This is a genomic window from Microtetraspora sp. NBRC 16547, assembly GCF_030268965.1.
Classification (GTDB): Bacteria; Actinomycetota; Actinomycetes; order Streptosporangiales; family Streptosporangiaceae; genus Microtetraspora.
The window spans coordinates 263,541-279,928 of the sequence record NZ_BSSE01000003.1; the positions used below are offsets into that span (position 1 = coordinate 263,541).

General features: G+C 70.4%; 15 protein-coding genes. 14 read left to right on the forward strand and 1 reads right to left on the reverse strand.

Translation table 11 applies throughout. The features are described 5' to 3' along the window. Positions 1 to 130 precede the first annotated feature (130 nt). Positions 131 to 1,024 carry a L,D-transpeptidase family protein gene (locus QSK17_RS06545; RefSeq protein ID WP_285703536.1) on the forward strand — a complete coding sequence of 298 codons (894 nt, stop codon included), beginning with the start codon at positions 131 to 133 and terminating at the stop codon, positions 1,022 to 1,024. Between the two features lie 573 nt (positions 1,025 to 1,597). Continuing rightward, positions 1,598 to 2,035 carry an SAV_6107 family HEPN domain-containing protein gene (locus QSK17_RS06550; RefSeq protein WP_285703537.1) on the forward strand — a complete coding sequence of 146 codons (438 nt, stop codon included), beginning with the start codon at positions 1,598 to 1,600 and terminating at the stop codon, positions 2,033 to 2,035. Between the two features lie 127 nt (positions 2,036 to 2,162). On the opposite strand, the gene bldD is transcribed toward QSK17_RS06550, so the two are convergent. Beyond that, the gene (gene bldD, locus QSK17_RS06555) at positions 2,163 to 2,657 is read right to left on the reverse strand and encodes a transcriptional regulator BldD (protein ID WP_285703538.1); all 495 of its coding nucleotides are present in this window, start codon (positions 2,655 to 2,657) and stop codon (positions 2,163 to 2,165) included. Positions 2,658 to 3,076: 419 nt separating this feature from the next. Between bldD and pyrR the strand changes: the two genes are divergently transcribed. The 12 genes from pyrR (at position 3,077) to coaBC (ending at position 16,374) form a co-directional block, all read left to right on the forward strand. Then, entirely contained in the window at positions 3,077 to 3,664 is a 588-nt protein-coding gene (pyrR, locus tag QSK17_RS06560) for a bifunctional pyr operon transcriptional regulator/uracil phosphoribosyltransferase PyrR (protein WP_285703539.1), read from the forward strand. Positions 3,665 to 3,669: 5 nt separating this feature from the next. Beyond that, complete coding sequence (locus tag QSK17_RS06565; protein ID WP_285703718.1) at positions 3,670 to 4,605, forward strand: aspartate carbamoyltransferase catalytic subunit; 936 nt, start codon at positions 3,670 to 3,672, stop codon at positions 4,603 to 4,605. Beyond that, complete coding sequence (locus QSK17_RS06570; protein ID WP_285703540.1) at positions 4,602 to 5,906, forward strand: dihydroorotase; 1,305 nt, start codon at positions 4,602 to 4,604, stop codon at positions 5,904 to 5,906. Before QSK17_RS06565 ends, QSK17_RS06570 begins: the two co-directional genes overlap by 4 nt. Before the next feature lie 2 nt (positions 5,907 to 5,908). Further along, positions 5,909 to 7,126 (forward strand): glutamine-hydrolyzing carbamoyl-phosphate synthase small subunit, encoded by a 1,218-nt coding sequence (gene carA / locus QSK17_RS06575; protein WP_285703541.1) that lies wholly within the window; start codon positions 5,909 to 5,911, stop codon positions 7,124 to 7,126. Beyond that, positions 7,119 to 10,403 (forward strand): carbamoyl-phosphate synthase large subunit, encoded by a 3,285-nt coding sequence (gene carB, locus QSK17_RS06580; RefSeq protein ID WP_285703542.1) that lies wholly within the window; start codon positions 7,119 to 7,121, stop codon positions 10,401 to 10,403. Before carA ends, carB begins: the two co-directional genes overlap by 8 nt. Before the next feature lie 248 nt (positions 10,404 to 10,651). Then, positions 10,652 to 11,509 (forward strand): dihydroorotate dehydrogenase electron transfer subunit, encoded by an 858-nt coding sequence (locus QSK17_RS06585; protein WP_285703543.1) that lies wholly within the window; start codon positions 10,652 to 10,654, stop codon positions 11,507 to 11,509. A 35-nt stretch (positions 11,510 to 11,544) separates the two neighbouring features. Continuing rightward, entirely contained in the window at positions 11,545 to 12,519 is a 975-nt protein-coding gene (locus tag QSK17_RS06590) for a dihydroorotate dehydrogenase (protein ID WP_285703544.1), read from the forward strand. Then, a complete protein-coding gene (gene pyrF, locus QSK17_RS06595; RefSeq protein ID WP_285703545.1) occupies positions 12,516 to 13,247 on the forward strand; it encodes an orotidine-5'-phosphate decarboxylase in 732 nt (243 codons plus the stop codon). Before QSK17_RS06590 ends, pyrF begins: the two co-directional genes overlap by 4 nt. 548 nt (positions 13,248 to 13,795) lie before the next feature. Then, entirely contained in the window at positions 13,796 to 14,119 is a 324-nt protein-coding gene (mihF, locus tag QSK17_RS06600; protein WP_285703546.1) for an integration host factor, actinobacterial type, read from the forward strand. A 123-nt stretch (positions 14,120 to 14,242) separates the two neighbouring features. Further along, positions 14,243 to 14,809, forward strand: a complete 567-nt coding sequence (gene gmk / locus QSK17_RS06605; protein ID WP_285703547.1) for a guanylate kinase — start codon at positions 14,243 to 14,245, stop codon at positions 14,807 to 14,809. 46 nt (positions 14,810 to 14,855) lie between these two features. Beyond that, positions 14,856 to 15,119: a DNA-directed RNA polymerase subunit omega gene (rpoZ, locus tag QSK17_RS06610; protein WP_285703549.1), complete on the forward strand. Its 264-nt coding sequence runs from the start codon at positions 14,856 to 14,858 to the stop codon at positions 15,117 to 15,119. A 55-nt stretch (positions 15,120 to 15,174) separates the two neighbouring features. Next, positions 15,175 to 16,374: a bifunctional phosphopantothenoylcysteine decarboxylase/phosphopantothenate--cysteine ligase CoaBC gene (gene coaBC, locus QSK17_RS06615; RefSeq protein ID WP_285703550.1), complete on the forward strand. Its 1,200-nt coding sequence runs from the start codon at positions 15,175 to 15,177 to the stop codon at positions 16,372 to 16,374. The last annotated feature ends 14 nt before the right edge of the window (positions 16,375 to 16,388 follow it).

The following is a 16,388-nucleotide window of genomic DNA, read 5'->3' on the forward strand; positions in this document are numbered from 1 at the left end:
CAGGCAACTCTAATGAGGATGACAAGCCATGGGCCACGCATTACGGCTCTGTGGCTAGTACCGGGGACATTCGTTCCGTGCGTTAATGTCCTTTGATCCAAAACTGAGACGACTGAAAGGGTTGATCCGAATGGGGGCTCGACGGTGGCCTGCCGTCGCGACGCTGGTCACGGTGGGGGCTGTGACGCTCGCGGGCTGCGGCACGGCGGGGGCCGAACACGTGCGGCCGGCGGCCGCCGGCGCTCCAGTGACGGCGCCGATGAGCACGGGGCCGATGAGCACGGCGTCGATGAGCACGGCACCCGTGCTCGTGACGCCGGCGAGCGCGGCCACGGCCGGCTCGGGAGTTCGCGCGGCCTCCGCCGCGTTCACGGCGTTCTCCGCACCGGGCCGTACGCTCACGCTCGGCGCGAAGGGGACCGAGGTCAAGGCGCTGCAGTCCCGGCTGAAGGAGCTCGGCTACATGCCCGGCGCGCTCGACGGGCAGTACGGCGGAACCACGCAGGCCGCGGTGTGGGCGTTCCAGAAGGTGCAGGGCATCACGCCGACGAGCACGGTGGCGAGCCGCACCTGGCGGGCCCTGGAGAGCCCCAAGGCCCCCAAGGTCCTGGTGCCGGGCGGCAAGCCGGACCGGGTCGAGGTCAACCTCACCCAGCAGGTCATGGTGCTGTACTCCGGGGGTGAGGTGAAGATCATCTCGCACATCTCCTCCGGAAGCGGGATCCCGTACACCGAGTACGCCATGTGGAACGGCAAGCGGACGAAGTTCACCGGCAGCGCCAGGACGCCGACGGGTGACTACAAGACGACCTGGCGCCGGAGCGGATGGCACCGGTCCTACCTGGGGCAGCTGTACAACCCGATCTTCTTCAACGGCGGCATCGCCTTCCACGGCGCGCTGTCCGTGCCGCTCTATCCGGCGTCCCACGGCTGCGTCCGGTTGCCGATGAACGTGGCCGAGATCCTGCCCGGCCTGCTCGGGACCGGCGTCCCGGTGCATGTGCGCGGCAAGTTCGTCCGCTGACGACACGCCGGTCGACGCCGATCGGCACCGATCTGCGAGCGATTCACACCGGGCCCGGGGCGCCTCGCCTCGGGCCCGAACCATGCCCGCGGGGCTCCGGTGGTCGACACCCGTGCACCGTCGGGGTCGACCGGGCACGCTATGGGCGCACGCCGGTCCTGCGCCCGGCTCACTCGACACGCCGGGAGGTTCCCGATCGGCGACTCAGGCCGCTGCGATCGTGAGTCCCTTGCCCGTAGGGCTTTTCGTGTTTTCGGAGGTCATTCCCCCGTACCGCCGTCACATGATCAATCGAACCCTTGTTCGCTATGGTGCTTGACAGTGAACCTGGTCGAATTTATGTTCGAGGCAGTGAGTGCGGGACTCGCGGCTCGCATTCATCCCGTTGGATGCCGTGCCTTCGTCGTCGGCGGAGACGAGCGCGGTGCGGTCCACGGCGTGGGCCGGACGGGGAGAGGGGAAGCTCCTCGTCCGGCCGCCGTGACAAGTCGGCCGTGACAAATTGTCGGTGCGGTCTGCAAGTGTGATCTCACCGGCGAGCACCGCCGGAGGCCACCACTCGAGGAGGCGGGCGTGACTGGACAGGTCGATGACCGCAGGAGCGGGCCCAAGATCCCGCAGGCCGCTCTGGCGCATCTCGCGGACGCCCGGGCCTGCCTGGCGGACGCTCTTGGCGGCACCACCCCGGCGGACAGGTATGTGTCGGCGCATCTCGCGGCGCTGCGGGCGGCCGCGGCCGTGCTCGCCGCTCGTCCCCGGCCGATGGACGGCCGGCGGCGCCGGCTGCGCAGCGCCTGGGAGCTGCTGCCCGAGGCGGAGCCGAAGCTGGCGGAGTGGGCGGCCTACTTCACGGTGAGCGCCACCAAGCGCGCCGCGGCCGAGGCGGGGATGACGCGTGTCGTCAGTCAGCGGGACGCCGAGGAGCTCATCGCCGAGGCGGACAGGTTCGTCGGCGAGATCGAGGCGATCCTCGGGGTGCCCGGCCAGTCGGCTCTCCCGATGGCGGGATAGGTCCGCGTCCCAGCGGCCCCAAGGGCATGGGATCGAAACGCGAATCGGGACCTCGAGCGGCCGGGCCGGGCGGCTCGGGGCCCCGATTCGATCATGCGTGTTCAGCGCTGGATGACGGTGCGGAGCGTCAGAAGGACTCCACGGCCCGGCGGGCCTCCGCGTCGAGAACACCCCAGTTGATGAACTCCTCGGTCAACTCTGCCGGGGACTTGTCATAGATGACCGCAAGCGAGCGCAGGTCCTCCTGGCGGATCGACAGCACCTTGCCGTTGTAGTCACCACGCTGGCTCTGGATGGTCGCGGCGTACCTGGCGAGCGGGCCGGCCTTGTCCTTCGGAAGCTGCGAGAGCCGCTCCAGGTCGATGACAAGCTTCGGCGCGGGGGCCAGCGGGCTGGGCGAGGCCCCGCCCGGGAGCAGCTCCGACACCGGAACACCGTAGAATTCGGCAAGCTCGGCCAGCTTCTGCACGGTCACCGCGCGGTCGCCACGCTCATAGGAGCCAACCACGACGGCCTTCCACCGGCCACGGGACTTCTCTTCGACCCCGTGCAGAGACAGGCCCTGCTGGGTGCGGATCGCGCGCAGTCGCGCGCCAAGCGACTTGGCGTAGTCAGACGGCATCGTGTGGCCCCCGGCTCTCTATGTCTGTTCTCACTTGATTCTGCTTCCTCGTCCCGTATGCGGGGAACACCGGGGCCGGTGCCTGAGTCAGGCACCTTCGGTGACCGCTGCGTCGGGTTTTACCCAGGAAGGTCGTGTGTTGTGGTTACGGACAGTGACGGTAAAGCCGCCACTGTCAAAGGTCAAGCCGATTGGAAAAAAGAGCGCCAAACAGTGTTCTCTCCTCAATCCCCCCATCGGAGCCTGCCTCGGGTTTTCCGGTGAGTGACGCCCAGAGCGAACGCGCCCGCTCGCGGGGGCATCGCCGCTGGCAGGAGGGGGTGACCCCGTCGGGCGCCCTCGGGCCGTGCTGGTAGTGTGAGGCCGCCAGACACCCTTTAAGACCCGTCCTGTGAGGCGGGAAAGGTGGTGATATCTCCATGTCCGATGCCCGAAATCAGGCTCGAGCGGTCCTTGAGGGCCCCGACATCCACCGGGCGCTGACCCGGATCGCGCACGAGATCCTCGAACGCACCAAAGGTGCGGAGAAGGTCGTGCTGCTCGGCATCCCCACCCGCGGCGCCACGCTGGCGCACCGGATCGCGGCCCGCATCTCCCAGTTCGAGGGTGTGAAGGTGCCCGTCGGCGCCATCGACATCACGATGTACCGCGACGACCTCCGGCTGCGGCCGGCCCGCCCGCTCGGCCGTACGGACCTTCCCGCGGACGGCATCGACGGCAGGACCGTCGTCCTCGTCGACGACGTGCTCTTCTCCGGCAGGACCGTCCGCGCGGCGCTCGACGCGCTCAACGATGTGGGCCGTCCCCGCGCCGTCCAGCTCGCCACCCTGGTCGACCGCGGCCACCGCGAGCTGCCCATCCGGGCCGACTACGTCGGCAAGAACCTGCCGACCTCCAAGAGCGAGAAGGTGAAGGTCTACCTCGAGGAGATCGACGGGCGCGACGCCGTACTGCTCGTCAAGGGGGACGACCGGCCCGCGGCCGGCGAAGAGAACGGGGAGCGGTGAGCACGATGAAGCGGCACCTGATCTCCGCGGGCGACCTGACCCGCGACGACGCTCTGCTCGTCCTTGACACCGCCGAGGAGCTGGCCCGGGTCTCCGAGCGCTCCATCAAGAAGCTGCCGACGCTGCGCGGCCGCACGGTGGTCAACCTCTTCTATGAGGACTCGACCCGGACCCGCATCTCGTTCGAGGCCGCGGCCAAGCGGCTGTCCGCCGACGTCATCAACTTCTCGGCCAAGGGGTCGAGCGTGTCGAAGGGCGAGTCGCTCAAGGACACCGCGCTGACGCTCGAGGCCATGGGCGCCGACGCGGTCGTCATCAGGCACGGCGCCTCCGGCGCCCCGCACCGCCTGGCCACCTGGGTGCGCGGCAGCGTGGTGAACGCGGGCGACGGCACCCACGAGCACCCCACCCAGGCGCTGCTCGACGCGTTCAGCATGCGCCGCAGGATGGGCAGGATCGACGGGCTCAAGGTCTCCATCGTCGGTGACGTCCTGCACAGCCGGGTCGCCCGCTCCAACGTCCTGCTCCTGCACGCGCTCGGCGCCGAGGTGACCGTGGTCGCCCCGCCGACCCTGCTGCCCGTGTCCGTCGACACCTGGCCCTGCCAGGTCTCGTACGACATCGACGCGATCCTGCCGAAGTCGGACGTCGTGATGATGCTCCGCGTGCAGTTGGAGCGGATGAACGCCGCCTACTTCCCGTCCGCGCGGGAGTACAGCCGCCGTTACGGCCTGGACCGTGAGCGCTTCGCCCGCCTGCACGACGACGCGATCGTCATGCACCCCGGGCCGATGAACCGCGGCATGGAGATCTCCGCCGAGGTCGCCGACTCGCCCCGCTCGACGATCGTGGAGCAGGTGGCCAACGGGGTGACCGTCCGCATGGCCGTTCTCTATCTGCTGCTGAGCGGGTCCGAGCCCGCGATCGGGGGAGACCTGTGAGCACCATCCTCATCAAGAACGCCCGCGTACTCGGCGGCGACCCGAGCGACATCCTGATCAAGGACGGCGTGATCGCCGAGATCGGCGCGACCGTCGCCAAGGCGGGCAAGGCCGAGACGATCGACGCGACCGGCCTGATCGCGCTGCCCGGCCTGGTGGACCTGCACACCCACCTGCGCGAGCCCGGCCGCGAGGACGCCGAGACCGTCGAGACGGGTACCCAGGCCGCCGCGCGCGGCGGATACACCGCCGTCCACGCCATGGCCAACACCTCGCCGGTCGCCGACACCGCCGGTGTGGTCGAGCAGGTCTGGCGCCTCGGCCAGGAGTACGGCTACTGCGACGTCCAGCCGGTCGGCGCCGTGACGTCCGGGCTGGAGGGCAGGCAGCTCGCCGAGCTCGGCGCCATGGCCGACTCCGCGGCCCGGGTCCGGGTCTTCTCCGACGACGGCAAGTGCGTCTCCGACGCTGTGCTCATGCGCCGGGCGCTGGAATACGTCAAGGCGTTCGACGGCGTCGTCGCGCAGCACGCCCAGGAGCCGCGCCTCACGGAGGGCGCCCAGGTCAACGAGGGAGAGGTCTCCGGCAGGCTGGGCCTGACGGGGTGGCCGGCGGTCGCCGAGGAGGCGATCATCGCGCGCGACTGCCTGCTGGCCGCGCACGTCGGCTCCCGGCTGCACGTGTGCCACGTCTCCACCGCGGGCTCCGTCGAGATCATCCGCTGGGCCAAGTCGAAGGGCTGGGACGTCACCGCCGAGGTGACCCCGCATCACCTGCTGCTCACCGACTCGTGTGTGGAGCGTTCCCCGGCCGGGCCGTACAACCCGATCTACAAGGTGAACCCGCCGCTGCGCACGAACGAGGACGTCCAGGCGCTGCGCGAGGCGCTCGCCGACGGGACGATCGACTGCGTCGCCACCGACCACGCTCCGCACCCGGTCGAGGACAAGGAGACCGAGTGGGCCGCGGCGGCCATGGGCATGATCGGTCTGGAGACCGCCCTCTCCGTGGTCCAGGAGGCCATGGTCGAGACCGGCCTGCTCGACTGGGCCGGCATCGCCGACCGCATGTCCTACCGGCCGGCCAGGATCGGCAGGCTGAGCGGCCACGGCAGCCCCCTGGAGGCGGGCGCCACCGCGAACATCACGCTTTACGACCCCTCGGTCCGCACGGCGGTGGACCCGGCGGCGATGGTCTCCAAGAGCCGCAACACGCCGTACGAGGGCTTGACGCTTCCTGGCCGGGTCGTGGCCACGTTGCTGCGCGGCCGCCCGACCGTTCTCGAAGGGAAGCTGGTGTGACGATGAGCAAGGGACTGAGCGAGGAGAGCGGGACCGTGAACACGGCGTTGCTCGTGCTGGAGGATGGCAGGGTCTTCGAGGGGACGGCCTTCGGGGCCGTCGGCGAGACCTTCGGTGAGATTGTCTTCAACACCGGGATGACCGGCTACCAGGAGACGCTGACCGACCCGTCGTACCACCGGCAGATCGTGGCGATGACCGCGCCGCACATCGGCAACACGGGCGTCAACGAGGAGGACCCGGAGTCCGGCAGGGTGTGGGTCTCGGGTTACGTCGTGCGCGAGCCGTCCCGGATCCGTTCCAACTGGCGGTCGACCACGAGCCTGGAGGACTACCTGCGCGAGCAGGGCGTGGTCGGCATCGCGATGCCGGGGACGCGGGCGCTCACCCGTCATCTGCGCGAGCGCGGTGCGATGCGCGCCGGGATCTTCTCCGGTGCGGCTCTGGCCGGTACCGGCGCGGACCCGGCGCGAGCCGGTACAGAGGAGCTGGTGGAGCGGGTACGGCGCTCGCCCGGGATGGAGGGCGCGGACCTGGCCAAGCAGGTCTCGACGGCCGAGCCGTACGTGGTGAAGGCCACGGGCGAGAAGCGGTTCACGGTGGCGGCGGTCGACCTGGGCATCAAGGCGATGACGCCGGAGCGGATGGCCCAGCGCGGGTGCGAGGTGCACGTGCTCCCGGCGACCGCGACGGCGGAGGACATCCTCGCGATCGAGCCGGACGGCGTGTTCTTCTCCAACGGGCCGGGCGACCCGGCCACCGCGGACTACGCGGTCGAGGCGCTGCGCGGCGTGCTCGACTCGGGCCGGCCGTTCTTCGGCATCTGCTTCGGCAACCAGATCCTCGGCCGGGCGCTGGGGCTGGGCACGTACAAGCTCCGGTACGGCCACCGGGGCGTCAACCAGCCCGTCCAGGACCGCAGGACCGGCAAGGTGGAGATCTCGGCGCACAACCACGGCTTCGCCGTCCAGGCCCCGCTCGACGGGCCGTTCGACACGCCGTACGGCCGGGCCGAGGTGAGCCACGTGAACCTGAACGACGGCTGCGTGGAGGGGCTGCGGCTGCTCGACTACCCGGGCTTCAGCGTGCAGTACCACCCGGAGGCCGCGGCCGGGCCGCACGACGCCGCATACCTCTTCGACGAGTTCTGCGAGCTGATGGAGCGGGCGAGCGGCGGCCCGCAGGAGACGACGAGCGAAACGGGGGAGAAGGGTGCCTAAGCGCACGGACATCGAGTCGATCATGGTGATCGGCTCCGGGCCCATCGTGATCGGGCAGGCGTGCGAGTTCGACTACTCGGGCACCCAGGCCTGCCGGATCCTGCGAGCCGAGGGGTTCCGGGTCATCCTGGTCAACAGCAACCCGGCCACGATCATGACGGACCCGGAGTTCGCCGACGCCACCTACGTCGAGCCGATCACCCCGGACATCGTCGAGAAGATCATCGCGAAGGAGCGGCCGGACGCGTTGCTGCCCACGCTGGGCGGGCAGACCGCGCTGAACACCGCGGTCGCGTTGCACGAGTCCGGCGTGCTGGAGCGCTACGGCGTCGAGTTGATCGGCGCGAACTTCGACGCGATCCAGGCGGGGGAGAACCGCGAGCGGTTCAAGGGCATCGTCGCCATGGTCGCGGCCGAGCACGGACTGAACGCCGAGTCCGCGCAAAGTGTGATCTGCCACTCGATGGACGACTGCCTGGCCGCGGCCGATGAGCTGGGCTATCCGCTGGTGGTGCGGCCCTCGTTCACGATGGGCGGTGTCGGCTCGGGGTTCGCCTACGACGAGGCGGACCTGCGCCGGATCGCCGGGGCGGGGCTGGACGCCTCTCCGACCACCGAGGTGCTCCTTGAGGAGTCGATCCTCGGCTGGAAGGAGTACGAGCTCGAGGTCATGCGCGACCGAGCCGACAACGTCGTGATCGTGTGCTCGATCGAGAACATCGACCCGATGGGCGTGCACACCGGTGACAGCGTGACCGTCGCCCCGGCGTTGACGTTGACCGACCGCGAGTACCAGAACATGCGGGATGTGGCGATCGCGGTGATCCGCGAGGTCGGGGTGGACACCGGCGGCTGCAACATCCAGTTCGCGGTCGACCCGGCCAGCGGCCGGATGATCGTGATCGAGATGAACCCGCGCGTGTCGCGGTCGTCGGCGCTGGCGTCCAAGGCGACGGGCTTCCCGATCGCGAAGATCGCCGCCAAGCTCGCCATCGGCTACACGCTGGATGAGATCCCCAACGACATCACCAAGGAGACCCCGGCCTCGTTCGAGCCGTCCCTGGACTACATCGTGGTCAAGGTTCCGCGGTTCGCGTTCGAGAAGTTCGCCGGCGCCGATCAGACCCTCACGACGCACATGAAGTCGGTGGGCGAGGCGATGGCGATCGGCCGGTCCTTCCCCGAGGCGCTGCAGAAGGCGCTGCGGTCGCTGGAGAAGAAGGGCTCCTCGTTCTCCTGGACCGGCGACCCCGGCGACCTCGGCGAGCTGCTGGAGGCGTGCCGCAGGCCGCATGACGGGCGGCTGCGCACGATGCAGCAGGCGATCCGCGCCGGGGCCACGCCGGAGCAGCTGTTCGAGGCGACGAGGGTCGATCCGTGGTTCATCGACCAGCTGTTCGCGATCGACGAGGTCGCCCACTCCATCACCGGTTTGGACGCCGCGACCCTCCTTCGGGCGAAGCGGTACGGATTCAGCGACGCGCAGATCGCCGAGATCCTCGGAGCGGCGGAGCCGCACGTCCGCGAGGTACGCCATGGCCTGGGTGTGCGGCCGGTCTACAACACGGTGGACACCTGCGCCGCCGAGTTCGCCGCCGCGACCCCGTACCTGTACTCGACGTACGACGAGGAGAGCGAGGTCCCGCACGGGGACCGGCCCAAGGTCATCATTCTGGGCAGCGGCCCGAACCGGATCGGGCAGGGCATCGAGTTCGACTACGCCTGCGTGCACGCCTCCTTCGAGCTGGCCAGGTCCGGGTTCGAGACGGTGATGGTCAACTGCAACCCCGAGACGGTCTCCACCGACTACGACACCTCCGACCGGCTGTATTTCGAGCCGCTCACCCTGGAGGACGTGCTGGAGGTCGTGCACGCCGAGCAGGCCACCGGCCCGGTGGCCGGGGTGATCGTCCAGTTGGGCGGGCAGACCCCGCTCGGCCTGGCGCAGGCGCTCAAGGACGCCGGGGTGCCGGTGGTCGGCACGCCGCCGGAGTCGATCCATCTGGCCGAGGAGCGAGGCGCGTTCGGCCGGGTGCTGGCCGAGGCGAACCTGCCCGCGCCCAAGCACGGCACCGCGCTGAGCGTGGAGGAGGCGCAGGCGATCGCCGAGGAGATCGGCTACCCCGTCCTGGTCCGTCCCTCGTACGTGCTGGGTGGGGCCGGGATGGCGATCGTCTACGACGATGGCACCCTCCGCACCTACATGGCGGACGCCGTACAGGCGTCGGACAACCCGGTGCTGATCGACAAGTTCCTCGATGACGCGATCGAGATCGACGTGGACGCCCTGTTCGACGGCGAGGAGCTCTACCTCGGCGGTGTGATGGAGCACATCGAGGAGGCCGGCATCCACTCCGGCGACTCCGCCTGCGCGCTGCCGCCGATCACGCTGGGCGGGTTCGACATCAAGCGGATCCGCGCCGCCACTGAGGCCATCGCCCGCGGTGTCGGCGTGCGCGGCCTGCTGAACGTGCAGTACGCGATGGCCGCCGGCGTCCTGTACGTGCTGGAGGCGAACCCGCGCGCCAGCCGGACGGTGCCGTTCGTGTCCAAGGCCACCGCCGTCCCGCTGGCCAAGGCCGCCGCCCGGGTGATGCTCGGGGCGAGCGTCGCGGAGCTGCGGGCGGAGGGCATGCTGCCCGCCGCCGGGGACGGCGGGACGCTGCCGCTGGATGCGCCGATCGCGGTGAAGGAGGCGGTGCTGCCGTTCAACCGGTTCCGCGGGGTGGACACGGTGCTGGGCCCGGAGATGCGCTCCACCGGCGAGGTGATGGGCATCGACGAGTTCTTCGGCACCGCGTACGCCAAGTCCCAGGCGGCCGCCTACGGCGATCTGCCGACCAAGGGACGGGCGTTCGTGTCGGTGGCCAACAAGGACAAGCGCGCGGCGATCTTCCCGGTGAAGGCGCTGGCGGATCTCGGCTTCGAGATCCTGGCCACGGAGGGTACGGCGGAGGTGCTGCGCCGTAACGGCGTCCATGCCAAGATCGTGCGCAAGCAGAGCGACGGGACGGGTCCCGACGGCGAGCCGACGATCGTGCGGCGCATTCTGGACGGTGAGGTGGATCTGATCGTGAACACCCCGTTCAGCAGCCCGGGCCAGTCCGGGCCGCGCCTGGACGGGTACGAGATCCGCACCGCCGCCGTCACGCGCGGCATCGCCTGCATCACCACGGTGCAGGGACTCGCGGCGGCCGTTCAGGGCATCCAGCACATCGTCCGCGGCGACGTGGGCGTACGGTCGCTCCAGGAGCACGCACGGAGGCTGAGGGACTGAGCGAGCGGAGTGGCCCGCGAGGTACGAGCGGTCCGCGAAGTGAGCGAGGGAGCGAAGCCGACCAAGGGTACGGAGGCTGAGGGACTGAGCGAGCGGAGTGGCCCGCGAGGACGGTGCTGGGGGCGCGCCTCCGGCACGACGCGGGGTCCGCGAAGTGAGCGAGGGAGCGAAGCCGGCCGTCGGCATGGGGCTGAGGGACTGAGTGTCGCGGGACGGCGGGCCCGTGCCACGGCGGCGGAGGTGAGGGAGTGGCCGGTTCCCCGGTTCAGGTGACGGGAACGGTGCTGACGACGCGGCGGGTGGAGGCCTATCACGCGCTGACCGTCGTGGCGCCTGCCGTCGCCGACCGGTTCCGGCCGGGCCACTTCGTCACGGTCGGCGTGGGCGGGCCGCACACCTCGATGTTGACGCGGCGCGCGTTCGCGATCCATGACGTGAAGCCGGATTACGGCGGCACGGTGGAGTTCGTGTTCAGCGTGCGGGGTCCGGGTACGGCATGGCTGGCGGAGCGCAGGGCGCGGGACACGCTTGATCTGGTGGGCCCGCTGGGCCGTCCCTTCCCGCTGCCGCGTGATCCGTGCACGTGCGTGCTGGTCGGCGGCGAGTACGGCTCGGCGTCGCTATTCGTGCTGGCGGACGTCCTGCAGCGGCGCGGCTGCCGGGTCGATTTCGTGCTGGGGGCGTCCAGCGCGGACCGGGTGTTCGGCGCGTTGCGGGCCCGCCGGATGGGGGAGACGACGACGCTGACGACGGAGGACGGTTCGCTGGGCATGCGCGGGGAGGTCACCGATGTGTTGGCGGGCGTGATCGCGGACGCGCGGGCGGACGTGGTGTACGCGTGCGGGCCGATGGCGATGCTGCGCGGCGTGACGGCGGTGTGCGCCGAGTTCGGCATCCCGGCGCAGGTGTCGGTGGAGCAGGCCATGGCGTGCGGTGTGGGCATTTGCATGACCTGCGTCGTCCCTGTGATCGACGAGGACGGTGTGACGCGGATGGTCCGGGCCTGTACGGACGGTCCTGTGTTCCTCGGGGAGAGGGTCCGCTTCGACGACGTGGGGACGATTCCGTTCGACGCTCTGGGCGCTCCTGGGGGTCGGCATGGGTGAGTACGGCGGCGCCTCGGGCCGGGGTGGGGAGCGGTATGGCCGTTGATCTGCGAAGCTATCTGGGTCATGTGGAGCTGCCCAACCCGGTGTTGACCGCCTCCGGATGCGGGGGCACGGGCCGGGAGTTGGCGCAGTTCTTCGACGTGACGCGGATCGGCGCGTTCGTGACCCGGTCGATCACGATGGTCCCGAGAGCCGGGCGTCCGACGCCCAGGATGGCGGAGACGCCGTCGGGCATGCTGAGCGCCGTGGGCCTTCAGGGGCCGGGCGTGGAGGTGTTCGCGGAGCGGGAGCTGCCCTGGCTGGCTCAGCGGGGAGCACGCACGATCGTCTCCATCGGTGGCGGCAGCGTGGCGGAGTACACCGCCCTCGCCCGGCGGCTGGCCGGCGCTCCCGGGATCACGGCCGTCGAGGTGAACCTGTCCTGCCCGAACGTCGAGGACCGGGGCCGGGTCTTCGCCCGGGACGGCTCCGCCGCGGCGGAGGTCGTCGCGTCCGTGCGGGCGGCGACGAACTACGACGTCCCGGTGATCGCCAAACTCGCGCCGGACGTGGCCGACGTCGTCTCGCTGGCGCGCCTGTGCGTGGACGGGGGAGCGGACGCCCTGTCCATGATCAACACGCCCCTCGGCATGAGCGTCGACGTCGACACGATGCGGCCGTCGCTCGCCGCCGGCACCGGCGGCCTCTCCGGGCCCGCCATCAGGCCGCTCGCGGTCCGCTGCGTCTGGCAGGTCCACGCGGCCCTTCCAGGCGTCCCCATCGTCGGCATGGGCGGCGTGATGACCGGCAGGGATGCCCTTGAGCTGGTCCTCGCGGGCGCGTGTGCCGTCGCCGTGGGTACGGCCCTGTTCCATGACCCCTTTGCCTGCCAGCGCATCCTGAGGGAGCTGGAGGAGCTCCTGCAGGCGCGCGGCTTCGACCGCCTGGCCGACGCCGTCGGGCTGGCGCACCGACCCGCCGGGGCCGGACCCCGGAACCGTATCGATCTGGAGGAGAGTTCCCTGTGACCCCCGCTCCCATCGCCGTCGCCCTCGACGCGCCCGATCTGGAGACCGCGGCCCGATGGGCGAGTCTGGTGACACCCCATGTCTCGACGGTGAAGGTCGGGTTGGAACTCTACCTTCGCTACGGGCCCGACGTGATCGCTTCGGTGCGCGGGGCGAGCGGCGTGCGGGTTTTCCTGGACCTCAAGCTGCACGACATTCCCAACACGGTCGCCGGGGCCACCCGCGCCGTGGCGCGGCTCAAGCCGTCCATCCTGACCGTCCACGCGTCGGGAGGGCCCGCGATGATCCGGGCCGCCGTGGACGCGGCGGGCCCGCAGACCAAGATCGCGGCCGTGACGGTTCTCACCTCGCTCTCGGAGGCCGATCTCGCCGCGATCGGACTCGAAGGACGCCCCGATGACTCCGTACGCCGTCTGGCGGCTCTCGCCGTGGGCGCCGGAGCCCAGGCCCTCGTCTGCTCGCCCCGCGAGGTCGCCGCGGTGCGGGCCGAGGTCGGGCCCGGAATCACGCTGATCACCCCGGGTGTCCGGCCCGCCGGCGCCGACACTCAGGATCAGGCCAGAGTAGCGACCCCCGAGGACGCGCTCGTTGACGGGGCCGATCTTCTGGTGATCGGCCGTCCCATCACGGGCTCGCCGGACCCGGGCGCGGCCGCCGCGACGATCGCCGCCGCCCTCCGCAAGGTGGACGTGTCCCGCTCGGCGGCGGACGCTTCGCGGGCACGCTGAAAGGCGCTCGGCGGCGTGCGGAGGGCCGTCGCCGAGTCCTTGTGGCAAAGATCATCCCAGATTCTTCCCGCTGTCGCGTCACGGCCGTCTCGGGGCCGTCCTCACGGCTCTCGTGGCGGCCCTCCCTGACGCCCCGGGGTCGCCCCGCGGATGCCTCGGAGATACCTCGGAGACGCCTCGGAGACGCCCTCGGAGGATGCTCCGGGAGGGCGAGACGACAGCCGCGGCGCCGTTCTCGGGCAGGTCCGGGGCGGTCTCGGAGCCGGCGTGCGGAGCGGTTTCGCGTCCGGCTTTCGGGGTGCCTCAGAGACGCTTCGGAGACGTCTCGGAGGCGCTTCGGAGGCGGTTCGGAGGCGGTTCGAGGGCCGGTCCTCTTCCGTGGCTGATGAGGCGGTTTTCGTCGACACAGCGTGATTTTCCGGGTGCGGAAAGTAATAGATTCAATTTTGTGGTGAGAGAAACATGGCTTGACGTTGCCGGAGAGGGCATAGACCAGCTAGTTTCCCCTCCCGTCCGAGTACATCGACAGAAATTCGAGGTGACCCGGCGTGGCTCTTCCTCCCCTGACTCCCGAGCAGCGCGCGGCGGCGCTTGAGAAGGCTGCCAAGGCTCGCAAGGAGCGTGCCGAGGTCAAGAACCGGCTCAAGCACGGCGCGGTTTCTCTGGCTGAGGTGCTGAAGGATGGGCAGACCGATGACGTCGTCGGCAAGATGAAGGTCTCGGCTCTGCTGGAGTCGCTCCCTGGCGTGGGCAAGGTCCGCGCCAAGCAGCTCATGGAGCGCCTTGGTATCGCCGAGTCCCGCCGTGTGCGGGGTCTCGGTGCCAACCAGCGCGCATCCTTGGAGCGGGAGTTCGGCGGTGCCGAGAGCTGATCTCGGCTTCGCGCGAGCAAGATTTAAGGGGGATATTGAGTGACCGGTACGTCCTGGCCCGATGAGGATCGGGCCCGCCAGGCAGCCGCTTCCAGCGGGTCCGGGACATGTGCCGGTGACTCCATGCCTCCGAACCGCCGCCTGACGGTCCTCTCCGGTCCGTCGGGCGTCGGGAAGTCCACGGTCGTCGCCGAGCTCCGGCGGTCGCACCCCGAGGTGTGGCTGTCGGTCTCGGTGACAACCAGGAAGCCTCGCCCGGGCGAGACCCACGGCGTGGAGTACTTCTTCGCGGATGACGCCGAGTTCGACCGCATGATCGCCTCCGGGGAGCTCCTGGAGTGGGCCGAGTTCGCCGGAAACCGGTACGGCACGCCCCGCACGCCGGTTCTCGAACGGCTGGCCGCCGGAGTGCCGACGCTGCTGGAGATCGACCTCCAGGGCGCGCGGCAGGTTCGCGAGAGCATGCCCGAGGCGCTGCTCGTCTTCCTGGCTCCGCCGAGCTGGGAGGAGCTGGAGCGGCGGCTGCGCGGCCGCGGCACCGAGCCTCCGGACGTCATCGAACGCCGCCTCGATGCCGGACGTGTGGAGATGGCCGCCGAGAAGGAATTCGACCTCACCCTTGTCAACACGTCTGTCCAGGACGTCTGCCACCGCCTGATAGCCTTGTTGGCCGGTACTCCGGAGGCTTAGGTCTCCGAGACGACCGGACGTCCACCTAGCTAGGGGAAGCATCAACGTGGCAAACAGCGCCGCCTACGCGGAAGGCATCACCAACCCGTCGATCGACTCTCTGCTCGACATCGTCGACAGCAAGTACAGTCTGGTCATCATGGGCGCGAAGCGGGCGCGCCAGATCAACGCCTACTACTCCCAGCTCGGCGAGGGCCTGCTGGAGTACGTCGGGCCCCTCGTGGAGACCCAGGCCCAGGAGAAGCCGCTCTCCATCGCACTGCGCGAGGTCAGCGACGGCCTGCTCAGCTCCGAGCCCATCGAGGGCTGACGGCGCTCGATGCGCCCGCCCCGCTCGCGCGGGAGGCGCGCGGGAGGTTTCACTCGTGAGATCGGTCGTCCTTGGGGTCAGCGCGGGCATCGCGGTCTACAAGGCGTGCGAGCTGCTCCGCCTGTTCACGGAGTCGGGCCATGACGTGCGGGTCGTGCCGACCCGCGACGCGCTGCGATTCGTGGGGGAGCCGACCTGGGCCGCGCTGTCCGGCAACCCGGTGACCACGGAGGTCTGGGACTCGGTCCACGAGGTGCCGCACGTCCGCATCGGGCAGCACGCCGATCTCGTCGTCGTCGCGCCCGCGACCGCCGACGTGCTCGCCAGGGCCGCGCACGGCCTGGCGAACGACCTGCTCACCAACACCCTGCTGACCGCCCGCTGCCCGGTGGTGTTCGCGCCCGCGATGCACACCGAGATGTGGGAGCACCCGGCCACCCGCGCCAACGTGGCGACGCTCCGCGAGCGCGGCGCGCTCGTCATCGACCCGGCGGTCGGCCGGCTCACCGGAGCGGACAGCGGCCCCGGGCGGCTTCCCGACCCGGCCGAGATCTTCGAGATCTGCCGCCGCGTTCTCGCCGGGCGCGCCGCCGACCTCGCCGGCCGGCACGTCGTCATCTCCGCCGGCGGCACGCGCGAGGCCATCGACCCGGTCCGTTTCATCGGCAACCGCTCCTCGGGCCTGCAGGGCTACGCGCTCGCCCGTACGGCCCTCGCCCGCGGCGCGGAGGTGACGCTGGTGTCGGCCAACGTCGCGCTGCCCGACCCGGCGGGGGCCAAGGTGGTGCGGGTGGAGGCGGCCACCGAACTGCGCGAGGCCGTCCTCTCCGCCGCTGGGCACGCCGACGTCGTCGTCATGGCCGCCGCCGTCGCGGACTTCCGGCCCTCACGGCAGAGCGGCACGAAGATCAAGAAGTCGGCCGCCGAGCCGGATCCCATCCACCTGGTGAAGAATCCCGACGTGCTGGCCGAGCTGGGCGAGATCCGCCGCGAGGGGCGCGCGCCGTCCCCGCGGGTCATCGTCGGCTTCGCGGCCGAGACCGACGACGTGCTCGCCAACGGCCGGGCCAAGCTGGAGCGCAAGGGCTGCGACCTGCTCGTGGTCAACCAGGTGGGGGAGAACCTCGCGTTCGGGACCCCCGACAACGCCGCCGTCGTTCTCGTGGCGGGTGGCGATCCCGTGGAGATCCCGAGGGGACCCAAGGAGGACCTCGCCGACGTGGTCTGGGACCTGGTCGCCACTCGACTGGCCTGACCAGGCGGTTTCGT

Coding starts and splice junctions, on each gene's coding strand:
- QSK17_RS06545 (WP_285703536.1), top strand. CDS start 131: ATGGGGGCTCGACGGTGGCCTGCCGTCGCGACGCTGGTCACGGTGGGG.
- bldD (WP_285703538.1), bottom strand. CDS start 2,657: ATGCCGTCTGACTACGCCAAGTCGCTTGGCGCGCGACTGCGCGCGATC.
- pyrR (WP_285703539.1), top strand. CDS start 3,077: ATGTCCGATGCCCGAAATCAGGCTCGAGCGGTCCTTGAGGGCCCCGAC.
- QSK17_RS06565 (WP_285703718.1), top strand. CDS start 3,670: ATGAAGCGGCACCTGATCTCCGCGGGCGACCTGACCCGCGACGACGCT.
- carA (WP_285703541.1), top strand. CDS start 5,909: ATGAGCAAGGGACTGAGCGAGGAGAGCGGGACCGTGAACACGGCGTTG.
- QSK17_RS06590 (WP_285703544.1), top strand. CDS start 11,545: ATGGCCGTTGATCTGCGAAGCTATCTGGGTCATGTGGAGCTGCCCAAC.
- gmk (WP_285703547.1), top strand. CDS start 14,243: ATGCCTCCGAACCGCCGCCTGACGGTCCTCTCCGGTCCGTCGGGCGTC.